Source organism: Streptomyces hilarionis (genome assembly GCF_024539675.1).
In the GTDB taxonomy this organism is placed as follows: domain Bacteria; phylum Actinomycetota; class Actinomycetes; order Streptomycetales; family Streptomycetaceae; genus Streptomyces; species Streptomyces hilarionis.
This window is the reverse complement of sequence record NZ_JAHHIT010000094.1, coordinates 1-21,098: the sequence shown is the minus strand read 5'-3', so window position 1 is coordinate 21,098 and position 21,098 is coordinate 1. Positions and strand designations below refer to the sequence as shown.

20 protein-coding genes and 1 pseudogene are annotated in these 21,098 nt (G+C 72.8%); 10 read left to right on the top strand and 11 right to left on the bottom strand.

Annotated features, from left to right (window positions below; all coding sequences use genetic code 11):
• The first annotated feature begins 213 nt into the window (after positions 1-213).
• Complete coding sequence (locus tag KMS84_RS23115; RefSeq protein ID WP_256918335.1) at positions 214-396, top strand: tail-anchor membrane protein; 183 nt, start codon at positions 214-216, stop codon at positions 394-396.
• Positions 397-535: 139 nt separating this feature from the next.
• Here the strand turns inward: KMS84_RS23115 and KMS84_RS23110 are convergent, their stop codons facing one another.
• Both KMS84_RS23110 and KMS84_RS23105 read right to left on the bottom strand, forming a co-directional pair.
• Positions 536-1,549 (bottom strand): hypothetical protein, encoded by a 1,014-nt coding sequence (locus KMS84_RS23110; RefSeq protein WP_256918334.1) that lies wholly within the window; start codon positions 1,547-1,549, stop codon positions 536-538.
• 136 nt (positions 1,550-1,685) lie between these two features.
• Entirely contained in the window at positions 1,686-2,015 is a 330-nt protein-coding gene (locus KMS84_RS23105) for a hypothetical protein (protein ID WP_256918333.1), read from the bottom strand.
• 96 nt (positions 2,016-2,111) lie between these two features.
• On the opposite strand from KMS84_RS23105, the gene KMS84_RS23100 reads away from it, so the two are divergent.
• Positions 2,112-3,008, top strand: a complete 897-nt coding sequence (locus KMS84_RS23100; RefSeq protein ID WP_256918332.1) for an oxygenase MpaB family protein — start codon at positions 2,112-2,114, stop codon at positions 3,006-3,008.
• Here KMS84_RS23100 and KMS84_RS23095 read toward each other — a convergent pair.
• Positions 2,997-3,116 (bottom strand): annotated as a pseudogene (locus KMS84_RS23095) (PadR family transcriptional regulator); the annotation flags it as partial. The gene KMS84_RS23100 and the pseudogene KMS84_RS23095 overlap by 12 nt on opposite strands.
• A gap of 269 nt (positions 3,117-3,385) precedes the next feature.
• Positions 3,386-3,985, bottom strand: coding sequence for a class I SAM-dependent methyltransferase (locus tag KMS84_RS23085; RefSeq protein ID WP_256918331.1), 600 nt, complete (start codon positions 3,983-3,985; stop codon positions 3,386-3,388).
• Positions 3,986-4,137: 152 nt separating this feature from the next.
• On the opposite strand from KMS84_RS23085, the gene KMS84_RS23080 reads away from it, so the two are divergent.
• The 5 genes from KMS84_RS23080 (at position 4,138) to KMS84_RS23060 (ending at position 9,476) form a co-directional block, all read left to right on the top strand.
• Positions 4,138-4,932 carry an MHYT domain-containing protein gene (locus KMS84_RS23080; RefSeq protein ID WP_256918330.1) on the top strand — a complete coding sequence of 265 codons (795 nt, stop codon included), beginning with the start codon at positions 4,138-4,140 and terminating at the stop codon, positions 4,930-4,932.
• A gap of 42 nt (positions 4,933-4,974) precedes the next feature.
• The gene (locus tag KMS84_RS23075; RefSeq protein WP_256918329.1) at positions 4,975-7,719 is read left to right on the top strand and encodes an ATP-binding protein; all 2,745 of its coding nucleotides are present in this window, start codon (positions 4,975-4,977) and stop codon (positions 7,717-7,719) included.
• Positions 7,716-8,150 carry a roadblock/LC7 domain-containing protein gene (locus KMS84_RS23070; protein ID WP_256918328.1) on the top strand — a complete coding sequence of 145 codons (435 nt, stop codon included), beginning with the start codon at positions 7,716-7,718 and terminating at the stop codon, positions 8,148-8,150. Before KMS84_RS23075 ends, KMS84_RS23070 begins: the two co-directional genes overlap by 4 nt.
• A 22-nt stretch (positions 8,151-8,172) precedes the next feature.
• Entirely contained in the window at positions 8,173-8,583 is a 411-nt protein-coding gene (locus tag KMS84_RS23065) for a DUF742 domain-containing protein (protein ID WP_256918327.1), read from the top strand.
• 290 nt (positions 8,584-8,873) lie between these two features.
• Positions 8,874-9,476, top strand: coding sequence for a GTP-binding protein (locus tag KMS84_RS23060; protein WP_256918326.1), 603 nt, complete (start codon positions 8,874-8,876; stop codon positions 9,474-9,476).
• Between the two features lie 28 nt (positions 9,477-9,504).
• On the opposite strand, the gene KMS84_RS23055 is transcribed toward KMS84_RS23060, so the two are convergent.
• Complete coding sequence (locus KMS84_RS23055; RefSeq protein ID WP_256918325.1) at positions 9,505-9,933, bottom strand: PPOX class F420-dependent oxidoreductase; 429 nt, start codon at positions 9,931-9,933, stop codon at positions 9,505-9,507.
• Positions 9,934-10,037: 104 nt separating this feature from the next.
• On the opposite strand from KMS84_RS23055, the gene KMS84_RS23050 reads away from it, so the two are divergent.
• Positions 10,038-10,451 carry a roadblock/LC7 domain-containing protein gene (locus KMS84_RS23050; RefSeq protein ID WP_256918324.1) on the top strand — a complete coding sequence of 138 codons (414 nt, stop codon included), beginning with the start codon at positions 10,038-10,040 and terminating at the stop codon, positions 10,449-10,451.
• Positions 10,452-10,718: 267 nt separating this feature from the next.
• The gene (locus KMS84_RS23045) at positions 10,719-11,618 is read left to right on the top strand and encodes a DUF6397 family protein (protein ID WP_256918345.1); all 900 of its coding nucleotides are present in this window, start codon (positions 10,719-10,721) and stop codon (positions 11,616-11,618) included.
• A gap of 30 nt (positions 11,619-11,648) precedes the next feature.
• Here KMS84_RS23045 and KMS84_RS23040 read toward each other — a convergent pair whose 3' ends face one another.
• Together KMS84_RS23040 and KMS84_RS23035 are read right to left on the bottom strand one after the other, a co-directional pair.
• Positions 11,649-12,515 carry an acyl-CoA thioesterase gene (locus KMS84_RS23040; RefSeq protein WP_256918323.1) on the bottom strand — a complete coding sequence of 289 codons (867 nt, stop codon included), beginning with the start codon at positions 12,513-12,515 and terminating at the stop codon, positions 11,649-11,651.
• A gap of 181 nt (positions 12,516-12,696) precedes the next feature.
• Entirely contained in the window at positions 12,697-15,210 is a 2,514-nt protein-coding gene (locus KMS84_RS23035; protein WP_256918322.1) for a DEAD/DEAH box helicase, read from the bottom strand.
• Between the two features lie 145 nt (positions 15,211-15,355).
• On the opposite strand from KMS84_RS23035, the gene KMS84_RS23030 reads away from it, so the two are divergent.
• Positions 15,356-16,150, top strand: coding sequence for a metal-dependent hydrolase (locus tag KMS84_RS23030; protein WP_256918321.1), 795 nt, complete (start codon positions 15,356-15,358; stop codon positions 16,148-16,150).
• Positions 16,151-16,158: 8 nt separating this feature from the next.
• Here KMS84_RS23030 and KMS84_RS23025 read toward each other — a convergent pair whose 3' ends face one another.
• The 4 genes from KMS84_RS23025 to KMS84_RS23010 form a co-directional block, all read right to left on the bottom strand.
• Positions 16,159-16,416, bottom strand: a complete 258-nt coding sequence (locus tag KMS84_RS23025; protein WP_256918320.1) for a type B 50S ribosomal protein L31 — start codon at positions 16,414-16,416, stop codon at positions 16,159-16,161.
• Positions 16,417-16,434: 18 nt separating this feature from the next.
• Positions 16,435-16,905, bottom strand: a complete 471-nt coding sequence (locus tag KMS84_RS23020) for a DUF5709 domain-containing protein (protein ID WP_256918319.1) — start codon at positions 16,903-16,905, stop codon at positions 16,435-16,437.
• A gap of 456 nt (positions 16,906-17,361) precedes the next feature.
• Positions 17,362-19,179 carry an ABC transporter ATP-binding protein gene (locus KMS84_RS23015; RefSeq protein ID WP_256918318.1) on the bottom strand — a complete coding sequence of 606 codons (1,818 nt, stop codon included), beginning with the start codon at positions 19,177-19,179 and terminating at the stop codon, positions 17,362-17,364.
• A complete protein-coding gene (locus tag KMS84_RS23010) occupies positions 19,176-21,062 on the bottom strand; it encodes an ABC transporter transmembrane domain-containing protein (protein ID WP_256918344.1) in 1,887 nt (628 codons plus the stop codon). Before KMS84_RS23010 ends, KMS84_RS23015 begins: the two co-directional genes overlap by 4 nt.
• Positions 21,063-21,098: the final 36 nt, after the last annotated feature.

The window sequence follows — 21,098 nt, the reverse complement described above, 5'->3', positions numbered from 1 at the left end:
GCCGAGAGTACAGCACCGTCCGCCGACGTGCACCGCCGTCGACCGGCTCCGGTGCGGATCCGGGGCGGGGAAGGTCCGCGGGTGCGTGCGGGGTTCTAGGGGAAGTCTCGGGGTGCACCTCAGGGACGGCTCAGGGTCGGCCTCGGAACCGCGGGCGGCGCGGACCCGTTTTCATGGCAGAGAGCGGCAGTGGCCGCGAAGGAGGCGACGCAGATGTCGAGAAACGCGAAGATCGCCGCAGGGGGTGTGGCGGTCGGGCTTCTCCTGCTGATCTGGCTGCCCTGGTGGGCGGCCCTGTTGATCGTGGTGGGGGTTCCGGCGGCGGCCTACCTCACGCTCGATCCGTCACAGCGGCGCAGACTGCGCCGGGTCGGCCGCAAGGAACTCGGCCGCTGAGGCACGGGCTCCGCGGCTCGGGCGGGACGACCGGTATGGCCCCTCGGAGCCATACCGGTCCCGGCGACGGCATGGCGAGGGGCGGAGTCCCGGCGGCTTCGCCGTCACCCCGTCACCCCCGTCACCCCCGTCACCGGCGTCACAGAGGTCGCACGGCCATCTTGTCGAGCGCCTCCAGCAGGCCGGGCAGTTCGGGCCCCCGGCCGACCGGGAGCACCTCGCCGGGCTCGTCGTCGAGGAGGACGAACGCGATGTCGTCGGTCCTGGCCACCAGCGACCAGCCCGGCCCGTCGGCGCGCAGCGTGCGCGCCTCACCGGGAGCGAACGACGAACGCACGCGCCCCAACGGAGGCGGGGTGTCCACATAGGCGCGCACCTCGGCCAGCACGCGTCGGATGCCGCTGTGCCCCTGCGGCGCGTCCGTCCCGTTCCCGGGTGACGCTGCCGCCCCTCGGGTCCGGGCGGCACCTGCGACCCCTGAGGGACCCGGGTCCTCGCCGCTCCCACCGGAGCCCGAGGTCCCGCCGGGCGCCGACGTGCCGCCGGAGTGTTCCGCCCCGTGGTCCCCGTCCGCCCGGTCGGCGCTGCCCGCGCGGTCCGCACCGACGGCGGCCGCGAGCGCGCCGGCCTTGCTCTCCCGGGACGGCGCGAACTCGGCGTCGTCGATCTGCTCGCGCCACAGTGCCCACTGAAGCGCGATCTCGTCGGCGCCCAGCCGCCGCTGCGCCGGACCCCAGGTGCTCGTGTCGGGCGGGCACAGCGCCGGGCCGTCCGCCAGCTCGGGGGCTGGGTCGTGCGGCGCGGGCACGCCGGGGGCCGCGACGGCCACCGCCAGCGGCCAGCCGGGCAGCGCGGCGACCACCGTCCGCTCGTCGGGCGACAGGTCGTACTCCATGCCGCAGTCCCACGACGCGATGGCGACGGCGACCAGCGACACGTCGTCGATGACGACGGTCCAGCGCGCCCCCTCGCCGTCCTGGCCCAGCACCAAGCCGTAGCCGTCGGCGAGCGGCGGGAGGCCGAGCGCCGCACAGGCCTCCGGATAGTCGTCGCCCAACGCACTCGGGAACTTCGCCGGCGTCAACAGCACCGCCGTGAGCACATAGAGCGCGTCGTCCGCGGCGGCGACGGCGTCCTCGTCCGTCCCGGCCATCCCAGCCTCCCCATCGGTTCGTCCAACGGCGCGCACCCTAGTGCCGGGGGAAGGCGCTTGTCACGGCCGGTCCGCAGCCGGAGCTGCAGCTTTCCGGCCGGACGGGGCGAATCGACCCTTGCGGCCGCCGGGGGAGTCACGCAGTCGGCAGTCCGAGGAGCGCGCGGGCGACGGCATGGGGCGACTCGTCGCGCTCGCGCGCGAGCGCGACGACGGCGCGACACGCCAGTTCGCTGACGCCGAAGGACAGGGCCTCAGGCGACACCCAGCCCGCCGCCTCGTCGATCTTGTCCTGATCGTTCTCCGCCCGGGCCGAGACGTAGGAGGCCGCCGCCTCGAAGAGATTCGGTGCGCGCTTCCTTGCGGGGTCGCGCGTCGCGGCCGGGCCCGCGGAACCGTCCGGGCGTGACGGCGCGCGCTTCCCGTCGAGAAGTCTCCCGTAAGCCGTGCGGATCCAGCCGAACATGCCGACCGCCTTCCTGGGCGACGACCGCGACGCAGCGATCATCTGCTGCCTCTCAACCTAGAGTTGGCGCTTCGGCGACAGAAGGGGGACGCAGCGGTGAAGCGCTACGAGCGACTGGAACGGATCCGGCGACTGGACCCGCACGAGGACGCGTTCGAGATCTACCGGCTGATCGCCGCCTACGAGTTCCCCTGGGACGTCACAAGGGCCCTCGAGCTGGCCCTGTACCGCACCTACGCCGTGCCCTCGATCGGGCGCCTGCTCGCGCAGACCGCGGAACTCACGGACCGCGCCCAGAAGCGCTACGACGACACCTCCCTGCTGCTCGACGCCGTCGTCGAGCACGGCTTCGACAGCGAACAGGGGCGCACGGCGGTCCGTCGCATCAACCGCATGCACCGCAGTTACGACATCAGCAACGACGACATGCGGTACGTGCTGTGCACGTTCGTCGTGATGCCCAAGCGATGGATCGACGCCTACGGATGGCGCAGGCTCTCGCGCCACGAGATCGTCGCCTGCGGCGTCTACTACCGCACGCTGGGGCAGCGCATGGGCATCAAGGACATCCCCGCGACCTACGAGGAGTTCGAGGCCTGTCTCGATGCCTACGAAGAGGCCCACTTCGCCTGGGACGAGGATGCGCGCCGCGTCTCGGACTCCACGCTGGACCTGATGGCCTCCTGGTATCCGCGGCCGCTGGCGCCCCTCCTGCGCCGCGCGACGCTCGCCCTCCTCGACCCATCGCTGCTCGAAGCCTTCCGCTATCGCGCACCCGGCCCCGTCACGCGCACCCTGGTGCGCGGAGCGGTACGCGCGCGTGGACGAGCGGTGCGGCTGCTGCCGCCACGCCGCACACCCCACCACGCTCGGCAGAACCGGGAGATCAAGGGCTATCCGAACGGCTACCGGCTCGAGGAACTGGGCACCCGCCCGACGCCCGGCACGGCGGGCTGCCCCGTGCGGAGGGCGGACGGGCCGGCCGACCAGTGAGTCGAGCGTCTCGCGCAGCCGGCGGAGCTCGGCCCGGGAGGTGGCCCGCGCGATGGTGAGCACACCGCGCCGAAAGGGGTCCGCCGGCTCTTCGGCGTTCGGCGGCCGGTAGCGTCACCGAGGTGCTCCGAGAGCCGACTGCGCGCTCCCGCCGTCGGTCTCCGGCGCGCATCGGATCGGACATGCGCGAGATCCCGACCGGTCCGCACGCGGTCGACCGCGTTCGTCCGCAGGGCGGGCTGACCGGAGAGCTCGCCGGGGCGGACGCCCTGGAGAGGGCGGGCGTGCGGGTGGTGACCGTTCCCGGGGCGGGCCACAGCGTCATGTTCGACCGGCCGGACGCGTTCGTGCGCGCGGTCGCCGGACAGGCGGGAGTCTCAGACCTCCCGGACGGCGAGGGCGAGGAAGCGGGAGTCCTCGTCGGCGTACGACGTCATGCGCCAGCCCGAACGGGCGAGCAGCGGGCCGAGGTTGGGCTCCGCGCGGAGGTCCTCCGGCGTGATCCGCCGGCCCTGGCGGGCCGCGAGCGCCGCCCTGCCGATCGGGTGGAAGAGCGCCAGCGTGCCACCGGGGCGCACCACCCGGGCCAACTCGCGCAGGTCGTCCTGCGGGCGCGGCAGATGGGCGACGAGCCCCGCCGCGAACACGGCGTCCAGTGACGCCGAGCGCAGCGGAAGCGCGGCGACGTCGGCGAGCACCAGCCGCCCGTCGCGGTCACGTCCGGCCCGTACGGCGGCCTCCAGCATGGCCGGGGTCACGTCCACCCCGACGACCGTTCCCGAGGGGCCCACGGCCGCCCGCAGCGGCGTCAGGGCGCGTCCGGTCCCGCACCCGGCGTCGAGCACACGGTCCCCCCGGCGCAGACCGAGCTCGCCTGCCGCGGCCTCGTAGGCGGGACCGTCGTCGGGGAACCGGCTGTCCCAGTCCGCGGCGCGCGCGGTGAAGAACTCCTGGACGTGTGTGTGGTCGTCGCTCATGTCCCGCATGATTCCTCACCGGCACGGGTGAGACGTCGGCGCACACGTTCGAGCGCGACCCGGTCGTTCCGTCGCACTTCCCCGTCATATTCCAGCAGCTTTCGAAATGCGCCCCCCTTGTGCTTCCGTGCTCCGGCTAGCGTCCCGGGGCCATGGGACATCTGGACCACGCCGCCTTCGGCTGGCTGACCCCCGTGCTGTCGTACGCGATGGCCTGCATCGGCGCCGCTCTCGGGCTGCGCTGCACCGTGCGCGCCCTCGGCGCGACCGGACGCTCGCGCCGCAACTGGCTGATCACCGCGGCCTCGGCGATCGGCACCGGTATCTGGACCATGCACTTCGTGGCCATGCTCGGCTTCGCGGTGAGCGGCACCGACATCCGCTACGACGTTCCGTTGACCGTGCTCAGCCTGCTGGTGGCCATGGTCGTCGTCTGCGCCGGTGTCTTCGCGGTCGGCTACAGCCGTGACCGTACGCGCGCGCTGTTGATCGGCGGCCTGACCACCGGCCTGGGCGTGGCGAGCATGCACTACCTCGGCATGGCCGCGGTCCGGCTGCACGGGGACGTGAGCTACGACCCCTTGCGGGTGGGGCTCTCCGTCCTCATCGCGGTCGTCGCCGCCACCGCGGCGCTCTGGGCCGCGCTCAACATCAGTTCACCGGTCGCGGTCGGCGTCGCGTCCCTCGTCATGGGGGCGGCGGTCAGCAGCATGCACTACACGGCGATGTTCGCGGTGAGCGTCCGCGTCACGCCCTCCGGCGCGCCGCTGCCCGGGGCCACGGCGATGCAGTTCATCTTCCCCCTCGCCGTCGGCCTCGGGTCCTACCTCTTCCTGACCTCGGCCTTCGTCGCGCTGTCGCCCACCGCGGGAGAGCGCGAGGCGTCCGCGTCCGCGCAGCGTCCGGGGGAGAGCCTCACCGACCGGCAGCAGACCAGGACCGCCTGATGCGACCGGTGAGCCCCGTCCCACCCGCAGAGCGAGGAGGCCATGCGTACACCCCGTAGGACCCCCACGGCCGGCGCCGACGCGCCGCCCCCCACGCGCGGGCGCCGCGCCCACGCCGGGCCCCCGGCCGACGAGGCGGCGGACGATCCCGTCGGTCCACCGGCGGACGCGGCGTCCCCGCGCGCGGAACGCCGGCGGCTGCGGCCGCGCACGGTGCGCGCCAGAATCGTCTGTCTGCTGATGGTGCCGGTCGTCTCCCTGCTGGCCCTGTGGGCGTACGCCACCGTCACCACCGCCCAAGACGTCTCCGCGCTGCGCCGACTGCAACGCGTGGACGCCCAGGTCCGCGCGCCGCTCGCGGACGCGGTGGCAGCCCTGCAGACGGAGCGCGCGGCCGCCGTACGGTACGCGACCGACCCCGACCCCCGGCTGAACAGCGGCCTCGTGTCGCTCGCCGCACGCACGGACCGCGCGGTCGCCGCGCTCAGGGTCGGCGACCACAGCACGGTCGCCGACGGCCGGGAACTGCCCGCGGGGGTGGCCCAGCGGCTCCGGCGGTTCGTCTCCGGGGCCGGGGCGCTCGCCACGCTGCGGACCTCGGTGCTCGACGGCGACGCAGGCTGGGAGGAGGCCTACGCCCGCTACACGAGCACGATCTCCGCGGCCTTCTCGGTGGGCGGGGCCCTCTCCGACGTCCAGGACGCCGCACTCGGTTCGCAGGCGCGCGTACTGCTGGAATTCTCGCGGGCGGGAGAGGCCCTGGCGCGCGAGGACGCCGTGCTCTCCGGCGCCCGTCCGACCGGACGTCTCGACACCGAGCGCCTGCGCCTGTTCGCCGGAGCCGTCGGCAGCCGTCGCACGCTGACGGAGGCAGCCGTCGTCGATCTGCGCGGCCCCGAACGCACCGCCTGGAAGCGGCTCGCGGGAGGCAGCGCCTACGCGGCCCTGTACGCGGCCGAGGACGAGGTGCTGGCGAACGGCCCCGGCGTCAAGGCGATCACGGCGGCTCCGGCCGGAGTCTGGGACCCGGCCCACGCGCGCGTGCAGTACGGGATGCGCACCCTCGAGAGGGAAGCCGGACGCGAAGCCGCCGACCGTGCGGACCCGCTGACCCGCGGGCTGTTCACCGCGCCCGGCGCCGCCGTCCTGCTCGGCCTCGCCGGCGTCGTCGCCTCGCTCGTCATCTCGGTGCGCATCGGCCGCGGACTCGTCGTCGAGCTCGTCGGCCTGCGCAACGGCGCCCTGGAGATCGCCCGGCGCAGACTCCCCGAGGCCATGCAGAGACTGCGCGCCGGGGAGGAGATCGACGTGAACGCCGAAGCACCGCCCGGACCGCCCGCCGAGGACGAGACCGGCCAGGTCGCCGAGGCACTGAGCACCGTGCACCGCGCCGCCCTGCGCGCCGCGGCGGAACGCGCCGAACTGGCCGGCGGGATCTCCGGCGTCTTCGTCAACCTCGCCCGGCGCAGTCAGATCCTCGTCCACCGCCAGTTGACCCTCCTGGACAGCATGGAGCGCCGCTCCGACGACCCGAACGAGCTCAGCGACCTGTTCCGGCTCGACCACCTCACGACGCGCATGCGACGCCATGCGGAGAGTCTGATCATCCTCTCCGGCGCCGCGCCCGGACGGGCCTGGCGCATGCCGGTCTCCCTCACCGACGTGGTCCGCGCCGCCGTGTCCGAGGTCGAGGACTACGCGCGCGTGGAGGTCCGCCAGCTCCCTGAGGCGGCCGTCATCGGCACCGCGGTCGCCGACCTCACGCACCTGCTCGCCGAACTCGTCGAGAACGCCGCCCAGTTCTCTCCGCCGCACACGCGTGTGCGCGTCACCGGCGAACCGGTCGGCAACGGATACGCCGTCGAAGTGGAGGATCGGGGGCTGGGCATGGGCAAGGAGGCGCTCACCGAGGCGAACCGGCGCATCGCGCAGTCGGAGGCCCTCGATCTGTTCGACAGCGACCGGCTCGGCCTGTTCGTGGTCAGCAGGCTCGCCGCCCGGCACGGCATCAAGGTGCACCTGCGGACCTCGCCCTACGGCGGCACCACGGCCGTCGTCCTGCTGCCCACGCCCTTGCTGTACAGCGGGAAGCCGGAACGTTCCGCCGTCGGGCCGTCACAGCCGCGTCCGGCCGAGGAACGCGAGTACGCGCGCGTGCCCGCGGTCGACCGCCCGGCAGTAGCCCCCCGGGCCCTCGAGGGCCACGGCGTCGGCCGTCGGACCGCCGACAGCCGAAGAGCCGAGCGTCGGACCGCCGACGGCCACAGCGCCGATCGTCTGTCCGCCGACGGCCACAGCGCCGACCGCCGGACCGGCGACGAGCAAAGCGCCGACCGTGCAGCCGTCGATCGGCCGGCCGTCGACGCGCACTTCGGCGACCGGCAGTCGGTCGAGCGGCGTCACGACGCCGTCCCCGCCCCCGCCGTACGACCCGCGCCGGCGGCCCCCCGGCGGACAGCCGCCGAACCGGCGGCCGGCGACCCACCGCCCTCCGGAGTGACCGCATTGCGCCTGCACCGCCCCCCGGACGACATCGAAGGCTCGGACGATCTCCCCCGCCGGGTGCGGCAGGCCAGTCTCGCCCCCCAGCTGCGCCGCCCGCACCCCGAGGAACCGGCTCCGCACTCGGCCCCGCGCGGCGACGAGGCACGCACTCCCGAAGTCGTCCGGGACCGCATGGCCGCCTACCGGGACGGCTGGGCCCGCGGCGGCGGAAGACAACCCGGACGTCCGGCAGGCCCGGACCCGGCCTCCGGCAGTAACAGCAGTGAAGGAGACCCCGCATGATCCAGGACCCGAGTACGCGGTCGGCCCAGCGGTCGGGTGAACTCGACTGGCTGCTGGACGACCTGGTGATGCGCGTCAGCGAGGTACGGCACGCGGTGGTGCTGTCCAACGACGGCCTCGCCGTCGGCGCCTCCACCGACCTCAGACGGGAGGACGCCGAACACCTCGCCGCCGTCGCCTCCGGCTTCCACAGCCTCGCCAAGGGGGCGGGCCGGCACTTCGGAGCCGGCGGAGTGCGTCAGACGATGGTGGAGATGGACGACGGTTTCCTGTTCGTCGCCGCCGCGGGCGACGGCTCCTGTCTCGCCCTCCTCACCGCCGTGACCGCCGACATCGGCCTGGTCGCCTACGAGATGGCCCGGCTGGTCAAACGGGTCGGAGAGCACCTCTATACGCCACCGCGCCACGGCGCGCGACCGCCGCTCGGATGAGGCCCGAGAGCGACCCGCGCAGATGACCGAGGACAGGACCGCCGCCCCACGCGCGTCGGACAGCCAGTGGTACGACAACGAGGCCGGCCCGCTCGTCCGCCCCTACGCCATGACGGGCGGACGCACCCGACCCGGACCCTCGGGCGTGCGTTTCGACCTGATCGCCCTGGTCACGCTGGATCCGGGCGCGCTCGGCACGGACGGCACGGCGCTCGGGCCCGAACACCGGGCCCTGATGGGCCTGTGCCGTGCGGAGACGCAGTCCGTCGCCGAACTCGCGGCGGGCGCCGATCTCCCCGTGGGCGTGGTCCGCGTGCTGCTCGGCGATCTGCTGGAACTGGGCTGCCTCCTCGTCAGCCGTCCGGTGCCGCCCGCGCAGTTGCCGGACGAACGCATCCTGCGCGAGGTCATCGACGGTCTGCGCGCGCTGTAGACGAACGTCCGGACCGATCCGGACGCATACGGGCCCGGGCAGTGCCGAGTCGTGCACTCTTGCGGACACCGACGCACAGGAGGCGGTCACATCGGTCGGACCCGGTCGAACCGCTCGCCGAGGGAGCCCGCTTGTCATGATGCTGGCTACGCGACCGCGCCCCCGCGCGATCCCCGTGCCGGGCCCGGCACGACCGTTCCCTTCCACCGCCGCCCGACGCAGACCGTCCCACCTACGCGCACCGTCGCACCGACGCAGACCGCTACCGGCACTCCCGAGAGAAGTGATCCATGGTCTCCGAGCATTCCGACGCCACCGGCGAGACGGCTCCCCTGGCGTTGAAGATACTGGTCGCCGGTGGGTTCGGCGTGGGCAAGACCACCATGGTGGGCGCGGTGAGCGAGATCAAGCCGCTGCGCACCGAGGAGCTGCTCAGCGAAGCGGGCCAGTCCGTGGACGACACCGACGGCGTGGACCACAAGGTCACGACCACCGTCGCGATGGACTTCGGCCGCATCACCATCCGCTCCGGCCTCTCCCTGTACCTGTTCGGGACGCCTGGCCAGGACCGCTTCTGGTTCCTGTGGGACGAGCTGTCCCAGGGCGCTCTGGGCGCGGTGGTCCTCGCCGACACCAGGCGTCTGGAGGACTGTTTTCCGGCGGTCGACTACTTCGAACACCGGCACATCCCGTTCGTCGTCGCGGTCAACTGCTTCACCGGCTCGCGGACGTACGGCGCCCAGGACGTCTCGCGCGCGCTCGACCTGGACGGCGGCACCCCCGTCGTCCTGTGCGACGCCCGCGACCGCGACTCGGGCAAGGAGGTCCTGATCAGACTGGTCGAGTACGCCGGGCGGGTGCACACCGCCCGGCTGCTCGACTCCGTCGGCTGACGGGGTTCTCACGGAACGAAGGGCGGGGTCAGTCCGCGACGCGCTTCTGGGCGAGGACCTTGGCGATGGTGACGCGGACGAGGAGTTCGCCCGGTACGCCGTTGCGGGCACCGAACTCCTCGGCGCGCTCCTCGCCCATGTACCGGGCCGCGATCCGGGCCGCCCAGTGCCGGAGCTCGTCGGGTTCCTCCGAGATCCGGGCACGGCCCTGCAGGACCACGTAGTCGAACGGCGGCCGGTCGTCGTCCACGCAGAGCGCGATCCGGCCGTCCCGGGCCAGGTTGCGGCCCTTCACCGTGTCCTTGCCGGTGTTGAAGACCACGTCGTCGCCGTCGAGCACGAACCAGATCGGCGCCACGTGGGGGCTGCCGTCGGCCCGCACGGTGGACAGTTTTCCGGTGCGGGTTCCGTGCGTGACGAAAGCCCGCCATTCCTCATCGGTCATCTTCTGTGCCATGCCGCCATCCTCCTTGCTCCCGCCCCCGGTCCTGCGCAAGGCTGGCGAACAGGTGCTCCGGCGAGGCGGAGGATCACACGGGGACGTCACACGGGGAGTGGGGCATGGGGCAGAACGAGGGCCTGGACCGGCTGCTGGACGATCTGACCGAGCGCGTCGAGCCCGTACGCCATGCGCTCGTCCTGTCCAACGACGGGCTGGTGGCCGCCGCGAGCTCGGGCATGCGCCAGGAGGACGCCGAGCACCTCGCCGCCGTCTCGTCCGGCCTGCACAGCCTCGCCAAGGGCTCGGGGCGCCACTTCGGAGCGGGCCAGGTGCGGCAGACCATGATCGAGTTCGACGACGCCGTCCTGTTCGTGACCGCCGCGGGCACCGGCAGTTGCCTGTGCGTGCTCAGCGGGGCGGACGCCGACATGGGCCGGATCGCCTACGAGATGACCCTGCTCGTCAACCAGGTCGGCGAGCATCTCACCGTCGATGCCCGGCAGCCGGAGCGAGCACCGCTGACGGAGCTCTGACCTGGGAATTCCCTCCTCCCGTCGAGAGTTATCCACAGGTTCGTCACGCTCCGTGAGAGGTCGGCTACGGTTTTTCCGAGGCCACCGCACAGGGCGGGGTCTCGCCCGACGCCACTTCGCTCCACGGGGGAGACGACCATGTCCCGCACCATCACCAGCACGAACGCCATCCGCACCACCACCAGCACGAACGACGCCCGGGCCGCCGCCTGCACGAACGCCCCCCGCGCCGCCGCTCACGCGAACCCCGCACATACCGGCGCCCGCATGAGCGCGCCCCAGGCACCCGACGTCGGGCCCGACTCCGCCTCCTGCACGCCGAGCCGCGCCGCACGCGACCTCGACCTGAAGCGGGCCGAGCTCGATCTCGCCGTGCACCTCGGGAGCATCAGGACCGTGCCCGACGAGGCGGGCGGCGTCGGCAGGGTGCCGCGGGCCGAGATCGACCGCCTGCGCGCGCAGCCCGGCTTCCCCGAAGCGTTGCGCGAGAGCGTGCGGGCCGTCGGGACCGCCGAAGGCGCCACGCTGCTCGGCGTGCCGCCGACGCGCTTCACCCGACTCGCGCGCCTGGGGCTGGTGGTGCCCGTGAGGTTCTACCTCAACCGCTACCGGGCCGTCGTCTGGCTGTATCTCGCCCAGGAACTGAGCCAGTTCGCCGCGGACCGGACCAACGCGTTCCTGTTCACCGGCCGCACGCCCGAGGTGCTGCGCAGCCAACTGGCCGCCGGCGTCGACCTGCGGCCCCGCAACTGGCGCGGACGTCACCTGGGCTTCCTGCTCCGCCAGGCGGAGGGCCCCTGGCAGTACGCCGGAGTCCTGGCCGGGTTCCTCGACCCCGTCCAGGTCGCCGAGATCGTCGAGGACCCCTACGAGCGCGCCCACCTGGACCGCTTCCGGCCCGGACCGCCGGCCCACTGCGCACCCGGCACGCCGGCCGCACACCTCGTCGAGAAGATCATGACGGCGGCGGACCCCGACGAGATCGCCTGGCTGACCTCCGACCTGCGGCGCACTCTGGACGCGGCGCGCGTCGAACAGCCCGCGCCACGCCCTGCCCCGAAACCGGCGCCGGCGCGTCCACCGGAGCAGCGGAACGCCCCCGAGGAGGGCCCCGCCGGCCGCTCCGCACGCGGTCTGCTGAGCCGGATGCGCCGCCGCACCACGTGACCCCAGCGGCCTCGGCGACCCCGGCGACGCCTACAGCGCCCGGAACAGCCCTTCCTGCACGACCGACACCAGCAGGCGTCCCTCCAGGTCGTAGATGCGCCCCCGGGCCAGTCCGCGACCGCCCGTCGCGATCGGCGACTCCTGGTCGTACAGGAACCACTCGTCCGCACGGAACGGCCGATGGAACCACATCGCGTGGTCCAGCGACGCCATGTCGAAATTGCGCTGCCCCCACAAGGGCTCGATCGGCAGACGCACGGCATCCAGCAAGGTCATGTCACTGGCGTACGTGAGCGCGCAGGTGTGGACGAGCGGGTCGTCGCCGAGCGGGCCGACCGCGCGCATCCACACCGCGCTGCGCGGCTCGGCTTCCTTGACGTCCTGCGCGCTCCAGCGCAGCGGTTCCGCGTAGCGGATGTCGAAGGGCTGGCGGCGCGCCATGCGCTCCAACTGCTCCGGCAGCGCGCCCAGATGGGCCCGGATCTCCTCCGTCACCGTCGGCAGGGACTCCGGGTCCGGCACCTCGCGCGCCGGCGGCAGCTGGTGCTCGAAGGGACCTTCCTCAGGCTTGTGAAAGGAGGCGGTGAGATTGAAGATCGTGCGCCCCTGCTGCACGGCGGTGACCCGGCGGGTCGTGAACGACCTGCCGTCCCGCACCCGCTCCACCTGGTACACGATCGGCACGCCCGGCCTGCCCGGGCGCAGGAAGTACGCGTGCAACGAGTGCACGGGCCGGTCGCCCTCGGTGGTCCGGCCGGCCGCGACCAGCGCCTGGCCCGCCACCTGGCCGCCGAAGACCCGCTGCAGCGACTCGTTCGGGCTGCGGCCCCGGAAGATGTTGACCTCGATCTGCTCCAGGTCGAGCAGGTCGACGAGTCTCTCGGCCGGATTCGTCATCGGTGCGTGTCTCCTGTGCCTTCTTCTGCGCGTGATCCTGTGCGTGTCCCGGTTCTTGTCGCGCCCGTCGCGCCCGTCGCGCCCGTCGCGCCCGTCGCGCCCGTCGCGCCGGTCGCGCCCGTTGCCCCGCGCGCCTCTGTCGCGCTCGGGCCGGTCCGTGCCGCCGGGCCTGCGTGGGCTGTCACAACTGGCCGACGGAGGTGACGCGGATGACGGCACGGCCCTCGGCGTCGGACGCCGTGAGGTCGACCTCCGCGCTGATGCCCCAGTCGTGGTCGTCCTCGGGGTCGTCGAAGATCTGCCGGACCCGCCACAGCGCGTTCTGCGGCTCCTCCTTAAGGACGAGCAGTTTCGGCCCTCGGGCGTCGGGGCCGGTGCCGAGGTCGTCGTACTCGTCCCAGTACTTGTCCATCGCCTCGCCCCACGCGTCCGCGTCCCAGCCGGACTCGCCGTCCAGCTCGCCGAGTTCGTCGACCCGGTCGAGGGCGGCCAGCTCGACCCTGCGGAACATCGCGTTGCGGACCAGGACCCGGAAGGCACGGGCGTTGGCGGTGACCGGCTTGACTTCGTCGGCCTTCTCCTGAACCTCCTCGGCGGTCATCACCTCCGGGTTGGCGAGCTGCTCCCACTCGTCCAGCAGGCTGGAGTCGACCTGGCGCACCATCTCGCCCAGCCACGCGATCAGGTCCTGCAGGTCCTCGGACTTGAGGTCGTCGGGGACGGTGTGGTCGAGCGCCTTGTACGCGCCGGCCAGGTACCGCAGCACGATGCCCTCGGTGCGGGCCAGGTCGTAGTGCGAGACCAGCTCGGTGAACGACATCGCCCGCTCGTACATGTCCCGGATGACGGACTTCGGCGACAGCGGGTGGTCGCCGACCCACGGGTGGCTCTTGCGGTACGTGTCGTACGCGTGGAAGAGGAGCTCCTCCAAAGGCTTCGGGTACGAGACGTCCTGCAGGCGCTCCATGCGCTCCTCGTACTCGACGCCGTCCGCCTTCATCGCGGCCACCGCCTCGCCGCGCGCCTTGTTCTGCTGGGCGGCCAGGATCTGGCGCGGGTCGTCCAGGGTGGACTCCACGACGGAGACCATGTCCAGCGCGTAGGAGGGCGACTCCGGATCCAGCAGTTCGAACGCGGCCAGCGCGAAGGTGGACAGCGGCTGGTTCAGCGCGAAGTCCTGCTGGAGGTCCACGGTGAGACGCACGATCCGGCCGCTGGCGTCCGGCTCGTCCAGCTTCTCCACGACCCCGCCGTCCAGCAGCGAGCGGTAGATCGCGATCGCGCGCCGGATGTGCCGCAACTGCTGCTTGCGCGGCTCGTGGTTGTCCTCCAGCAGGTGCCGCATCGCCTCGAAGGCGTTTCCGGGCCGGGCGATCACCGACAGCAGCATGGTGTGCGTGACGCGGAAGCGCGACGTCAGCGGCTCGGGGTCGGAGTCGATCAGCTTGTCGAAGGTGTTCTCCGTCCAGCCCACGAACCCCTCGGGCGCCTTCTTGCGCACCACCTTGCGACGCTTCTTCGGGTCGTCGCCGGCCTTGCTGAGGGCCTTCTCGTTCTCGATGACGTGCTCGGGGGCCTGCGCGACCACCAGACCCGCCGTGTCGAAGCCGGCCCGGCCCGCACGACCCGCGATCTGGTGGAACTCACGCGCCCGCAGCGTGCGCACCCGGTTGCCGTCGTACTTGGTGAGCGCCGTGAACAGCACCGTGCGGATGGGCACGTTCACGCCCACGCCCAGTGTGTCCGTACCGCAGATCACCTTCAGCAGACCGGCCTGCGCGAGCTTCTCCACCAGCCGCCGGTACTTCGGCAGCATGCCCGCGTGGTGGACGCCGATGCCGTGCCGCACGTAGCGCGACAGGTTCTGGCCGAACTTCGTGGTGAAGCGGAAGTTGCCGATCAGGGCGGCGATCCGCTCCTTCTCCTCGCGCGAGCACATGTTGATGCTCATCAGCGCCTGCGCGCGCTCCACGGCCTGCGCCTGCGTGAAGTGCACGATGTAGACGGGAGCCTGCCGGGTGTCCAGCAGGTCGGTGAGCGTCTCCGTCATCGGGGTGTACCGGTACTCGTACGACAGCGGCACGGGACGGGTCGCCGAGCGGACCACCGCCGTGGGCCGGCCGGTGCGCCGGGTCAGGTCCTTCTCGAAGAAGGACACGTCTCCGAGCGTGGCCGACATGAGCACGAACTGCGCCTGCGGAAGCTCCAGGATCGGGATCTGCCACGCCCAGCCGCGGTCGCCCTCCGCGTAGAAGTGGAACTCGTCCATGACTACCTGGCCGACGTCGGCGTGCTTGCCGTCGCGCAGCGCGATCGACGCGAGGACCTCGGCCGTGCAGCAGATCACCGGCGCGTCGGAGTTCACCGACGCGTCGCCGGTCAGCATGCCGACGTTCTCCGTGCCGAAGATCTTGCACAGCTCGAAGAACTTCTCCGACACCAGCGCCTTGATCGGCGCCGTGTAGAACGTGACCTCGTCCCGCGCGAGGGCCGCGAAGTGCGCGGCCGCGGCGATCATGCTCTTCCCGGACCCCGTGGGCGTCGACACGATCACGTTCGCCCCGGAGACCACCTCGATCAGCGCCTCCTCCTGGTGGGGGTAGAGCGTCAGACCGCGCTCCTGCGCCCAGGACTCGAAGGCTTCGTACAGGGCGTCGGGATCTGCGGTCGGCGGCAGCTGATCGATGAGGGTCACGACCCCATCTTGCCTGCCGTCACCCCCGAGGGGGGAATCGGCTGCCGACCCGAAGATCACGGCGGCTACGCTGTGTCGCCGACGGAGCGTCATCGCACCCGGTCAACTGGACAGCGGCACACGAGGAATGGGGCGGGCAACGGCCATGATGGGACCAGCACACTCACTGTCGGGCGCCGCAGCCTGGCTCGGCGTCGGCGCGGCCGCCGCCGCCGCGGGGCACACGATGCCCTGGCCGGTCCTGCTCGCCGGCGCGCTGATCTGCGCCGGCGCCGCGCTCGCCCCGGATCTCGACCACAAGGCCGCCACCATCTCCCGGTCCTTCGGACCCCTCTCGCGGTGGCTGTGCGAGATCGTCGACAAGCTCTCCTACGCCGTCTACAAGTCCACGCGCAAGCAGGGCGACCCGCGGCGCTCCGGCGGGCACCGCACTCTCACGCACACGTGGCTGTGGGCGGTCATGATCGGCGCCGGGTCCTCCGCGCTGGCGATCACCGGCGGCCGCTGGGCGGTGCTGGCGATCCTGTTCGTGCACATGGTGCTCGCGATCGAGGGACTGCTGTGGCGGGCGGCCCGGGGCTCCAGCAGCGACGTGCTGGTGTGGCTGCTCGCCGCGACCAGCGCGTGGATCATCGCCGGCGTCCTCGACAAGCCCGGCAACGGCTCGGACTGGCTGTTCACCCATCCCGGCCAGGCGTACATGTGGCTGGGACTGCCCATCGTGCTGGGTGCTCTGGTGCACGACATCGGCGACGCCCTGACCGTCTCCGGCTGCCCGGTCCTGTGGCCCATCCCCATCGGACGCAAGCGCTGGTACCCGATCGGCCCGCCCAAGGCGATGCGGTTCCGGGCGGGCAGCTGGGTCGAGCTGAAGGTGCTCATGCCCGTGTTCATGGTGCTCGGCGGGGTGGGCGGGGCGGCAGCCCTCAACTACATCTGACGCCCGGATCAGGTCATCGCGCCGCCGTCGCCGTAGCGCCGTTCGAAGCGGGCGACCCGGCCCTCGCTGTCCACCGTGCGGGCCTTGCCCGTGTAGAACGGGTGGCTCTCCGAGGAGATCTCCACGTCCACGACCGGATAGGTCTCACCGTCGTCCCACTCGATGCTCTGCTCGCTGACGGCCGTGGACCGGGTCAGGAAGGCGAAACCGGCGGCGCGGTCGCGGAAGACGACCTCGTGGTAGTCGGGCTGCTTGTCCTGCTGCATGAATGCTCCTCGTGCGGTTCAACCGGACAGGGCGTCCTCGTCGACGATGTGCATCGCGGCCTCCTCCGCGGAGGCGGCCGCGCCGTCGATGCCGACGTCCGTGGCGATCAGCGCGCTCTCCTCGTCCTCGTGGACGCCCTCGTCGGGCGCCACGAGCCGTCCGGAGCGCATCGCGCCGACCTCGTTGTCGAGGAGTTCCCCGTCCGTGCCGTCGCAGTCGCCCAGGCCGTCGCCGTCGGGCGCCTCGGGGTCCGGCAGCTCCTCGGCGAGGCGCTGGTCCAGGCTCTCGCCCTGCCGGCGCTCCGCGGCGGTCACCCCGCTGTGCTCCACGGCCCAGGGGCGCTCCGGCGGGGACCAGCCGCGGTCGAGGGGGTCCTCGACGCCGTCGTTCTCCAGGGTGTCCTCCCCGTCGAGCAGCCCCGCGTCGTCCTGGATGTCGGAGGCGTCGGGCTGGTAGACGTCGTCTCCCCATCCGTCGGCGCTGTTCACGGCTACCTCCAGGGGGTGACGGGCCGGTTCCCTCCGCGGCCGGCGGTCGGATGCCGCCGTACAGGGCGTCGGCCGGGCGCGGCGTGTGCCGGATGGATTCCGACGGTCTCCCGCGCGGGTGCCGATATCCAGCGTTCCACCCTGCTTCGGTACCGCGCAACGCCAGAGCCCGCGCGAGCAGGCGCGCCGCTCACCGCGGACGGGTCGTCGCCGCCGCCCCCGGCCCTCGGGCCGCCCTGCGCTCCGGCCCACGGAGTGGGCCGTGTCCCGGCCCGGCACCGGACGCGGGCGCCTTCCACCGGACAGCCGCCCCCGCCGTCCTTCCACGGGACAGCGGCCCCCGCCGGGACCGCGACCCGCCGCCGCACGCACCCCGCCGCGCCCGGCACGTGCATCCGCGCCCCCAGGGTCGGGCTCGGCGCCCGGGGCGGGCCGTCGCCGCGCCCGCCCCGCTGCTCACCCGTGCCAGGACCTCCAGAGAGCCGCGTACGCGCCTCCCGCCGCCACCAGCTCGTCGTGACTGCCCAGCTCGCTGATGCGGCCGTTCTCGACGACGGCGATCACGTCGGCGTCGTGAGCGGTGTGGAGCCGGTGGGCGATCGCGACGACCGTGCGGCCGTCCAGAACACGCGCCAGGGAGCGTTCCAGATGGCGGGCGGCCCGGGGGTCGAGCAGCGAGGTGGCCTCGTCCAGGACCAGTGTGTGCGGGTCGGCCAGCACCAGACGGGCCAGCGCGATCTGCTGGGCCTGCGCCGGCGTGAGCGCGACGCCGCCCGAGCCGACCTCGGTGTCGAGGCCGTCCTCCAGGGCCCTGGCCCAGCCGTCGGCGTCGACCGCGGCCAGGGAGGCCCACAGCGCGGCGTCCTGTGCCGCCGTCGAGGCCTCCTCGTCCGGACCCGAACGCGTGTGGGGGAGGGCGAGGCGGAGGTTGTCGCGCAGGGAGCCCACGAAGACGTGATGCTCCTGGTTGACCAGGGCCACGTGGGAGCGGACCCGTTCGGCGGTCATCCGCGACAGCTCCGCGCCGCCGAGGGTGATCCGGCCGTCGCGGGGCGCGTAGATCCCGGCGAGCAGCCGTCCGAGGGTGGACTTGCCCGCGCCCGAAGGGCCTACCAGGGCCAGCCGGGTGCCGGGGGAGACCTCCAGGGAGACCTTGCGCAGGACGTCGACGCCCTCGCGGTAGCCGAAGTGCACCCGGTCGGCGAGCACGTCGTGGCCGTTCGGAGCCAGCTCGCGGTCCCCTCCGTCCGGCTCGATGTCCCGCACGCCGACCAGCCGGGCCAGCGACACCTGGGCGACCTGGAGCTCGTCGTACCAGCGCAGCACGAGGTTCACCGGGTCGACGAGCATCTGCGCGAGCAGCGCTCCCGTCGTCAGCTGCCCGACGTCGATCCAGCCCTGGAGCACGAACGCGCCGCCCAGCATCAGCACCGAGCCGAGGACCGTCACATGCACCATGTTGATCACGGGGAAGAGCACGGACCGCAGCCACAGCGTGTAGCGCTCCCAGGCGGTCCACTGCTGGATGCGCTCCTCCGAGAGCGCGATGCGGCGGCCGCCCAGGCGGTGCGCCTCGACGGTCCGGCCGGCGTCCACCGTCTCGGCGAGGGCGGCGGCCACGGCCGCGTAGCCGGCGGCCTCGGAGCGGTAGCCGGCCGGCGCCCGCTTGAAGTACCAGCGGCATCCGACGATCAGCAGCGGAGCCGCGACCAGCACGGCCGGTGCGAGCGGCGGCGCCGTGACCACGAGCCCGCCGAGCAGCAGCAGGGCCCACATCACGCCGATGGTCAACTGGGGCACGGCCTCGCGCATCGCGTTGGCCAGCCGGTCGATGTCCGTGGTGATGCGGGAGAGCAGGTCGCCCGTGCCGGCCCGCTCCAGGACGCCGGGAGGCAGACGGACCGACCGGACGAGGAAGTCCTCGCGCAGGTCGGCCAGCATCCGCTCGCCGAGCATCGCACCGCGCAGCCGCACCTGCCGTACGAAGGCGGCCTGGACGACCAGGGCGAGGACGAACAGGGTGGCGGTGAGCCCCAGATGGAGCTCGCGCGTCCCGTCCGCCAGTCGCTCCACCAGGTCACCCAGCAACCAGGGGCCCACCATCGACGCGATCGTGGCGACCGTGTTGACGAGCAGAAGGAGCAGGAAGGCGCGGCGGTGCCGGCGCAGAAGTTCCGCCACGTAGGCGCGCACGGTCGCCGGGGCGCCGACGGGCAGCGTGTTCGCCGTCGTCGGTGCCGCCGGGTCGTACGCGGGTGGCGCCACGCCGATCATGCGCTCTCCTCGATCTCTTCGCGTCCGGCCCGGGCGAAGTCGCGCTCGGTGTGTGTCAAGTCGTCCTCGACGAGTTCGTTCTTCTCCAGACGTTTCAGCGCGCCGCTCAGGGAAGTGCCCTCGTCGTGGAGGTCCGTGCTCGGAGCGTTCTCTTCTTCGCTCTCCCTGGTCACCACGGCCCGGTACCGGGGTTCGTGGTGCAGCAGTTCGCGGTGCACACCGGCCGCGACGGCCACACCCTTGTGCACGAGCACGACACGGTCGGCGCGGTCGAGCAGCAGAGGGGACGAGGTGAACACGACCGTCGTGCGGCCTCGCCTCAGCTCGCGCAGCCCTTCGGCGATGCGGGCCTCGGTGTGCGAGTCCACGGCCGAGGTGGGCTCGTCCAGGACGAGGACCTCGGGGTCGGTGTACAGCGAGCGGGCCAGCGCGAGCCGCTGCCGCTGGCCGCCGGAGAGGGACCGCCCGCGTTCGGTGACACGGGCGTCCATCGGGTCGGCGGCCTCCAACGACCCCTGCACCAGCGCCTCGAGGACGTCGCCGCACTGGGCGGCGGCCAGCGCCGCACTCGCGTCCACCTCTCCCGAGGCGGGAACGTCGAGCAGGTCGCGCAGAGCGCCGGACAGCAGGACGGGATCCTTGTCCTGGACGAGGACGGCCGTGCGCGCACAGTCCAGCGGGAGTTCGTCCAGGGGGACGCCGCCGAGCAGGACCGAGGGGCCGTCCTCCGGGGGGTGGCCGCCCAGCCGTTCGGCCAGGAGCCCGGCCGCGTCGGGGTCGCCGCACACCACGGCGGTGAACCGGGTGGCCGGGGCGAGCAGGCCGGTGGCGGGGTCGTACAGGTCTCCCGAGGGCGCTTCGGCCGCGCGCGACCCGCCGATGTCGGTCGCCCGTTCCAGCGACAGCACACCTGCGGCACGATGGGCCGACGGCCGGGAGAAGGAGTAGGCCATCGCGATCTCCTCGAAGTGCCTGAGGGGATAGGCGAGGACCATCACGGAGCTGTAGACCGTGACCAGTTCGCCCACCGTGATGCGGCCCTCGCGCGCCAGATGGACGCCGTAGCAGACGACCGCGATGAGCAGCAGGCCCGGCAACAGCACCTGGATGGCGCTGATCAGCGACCACATGCGGGCGCTCCGCACCGCCGCGTGCCGCACCTCCTGGGAGGCGCTGCGGTAACGGTCGAGGAAGAGTTCCTCGCCGCCGATCCCGCGCAGCACCCGCAGGCCCGCCACGGTGTCCGACGCGAGTTCGGTGGCCCGTCCGGCCTTCTCGCGCTGGAAGTCGGCCCGGCGGGTCGCCCGCGGCAGCAGGGGCAGCACCGCGAGCGCGAGGACGGGCAGCCCCACGGCGACCACGACGCCGAGCGCGGGCTCGTACACGACCAGGCCCGCACAGACCAGGAGGACGGTGAGGGCCGCCGCGGTGAAACGTGACACCGCCTCGACGAACCAGCCGATCTTCTCGACGTCGCCCGTGGAGACGGCCACGACCTCACCGGCCGCGACCCGCCGGGTCAGCGCGGAACCGAGCCGTGAGGCCTGGCGGGCGAGCAGTTGCTGGACCCGGGCGGCGGCGGTGATCCAGTTGGTGACCGCGGCCCGGTGCAGGAACGTGTCCCCGACGGCGGTGGCGACGCCGCACAGGGCCATCACCACGCCGCTGAGGGCGAGTCGGGAGCCGGAGCGGTCCACGACGGCCTCGATCGCGAAACCCACGCAGAACGGCTGCGCCGAGACGGCCACGAAGTGCAGCAGCCCCCAGGCCAGGGCCTTGAGTTGACCGCCGAGCTGGTTGCGGCCCAGCCACCACAGGAAGCGGGGGCCCGAGCGTGCGTCCGGCACACCCGGGTCGGGGTACGGAAGGTCTTGGATCTGCATGACGTCCCAGTGGCTCGAGTCAGGGGAGGGGGAGGG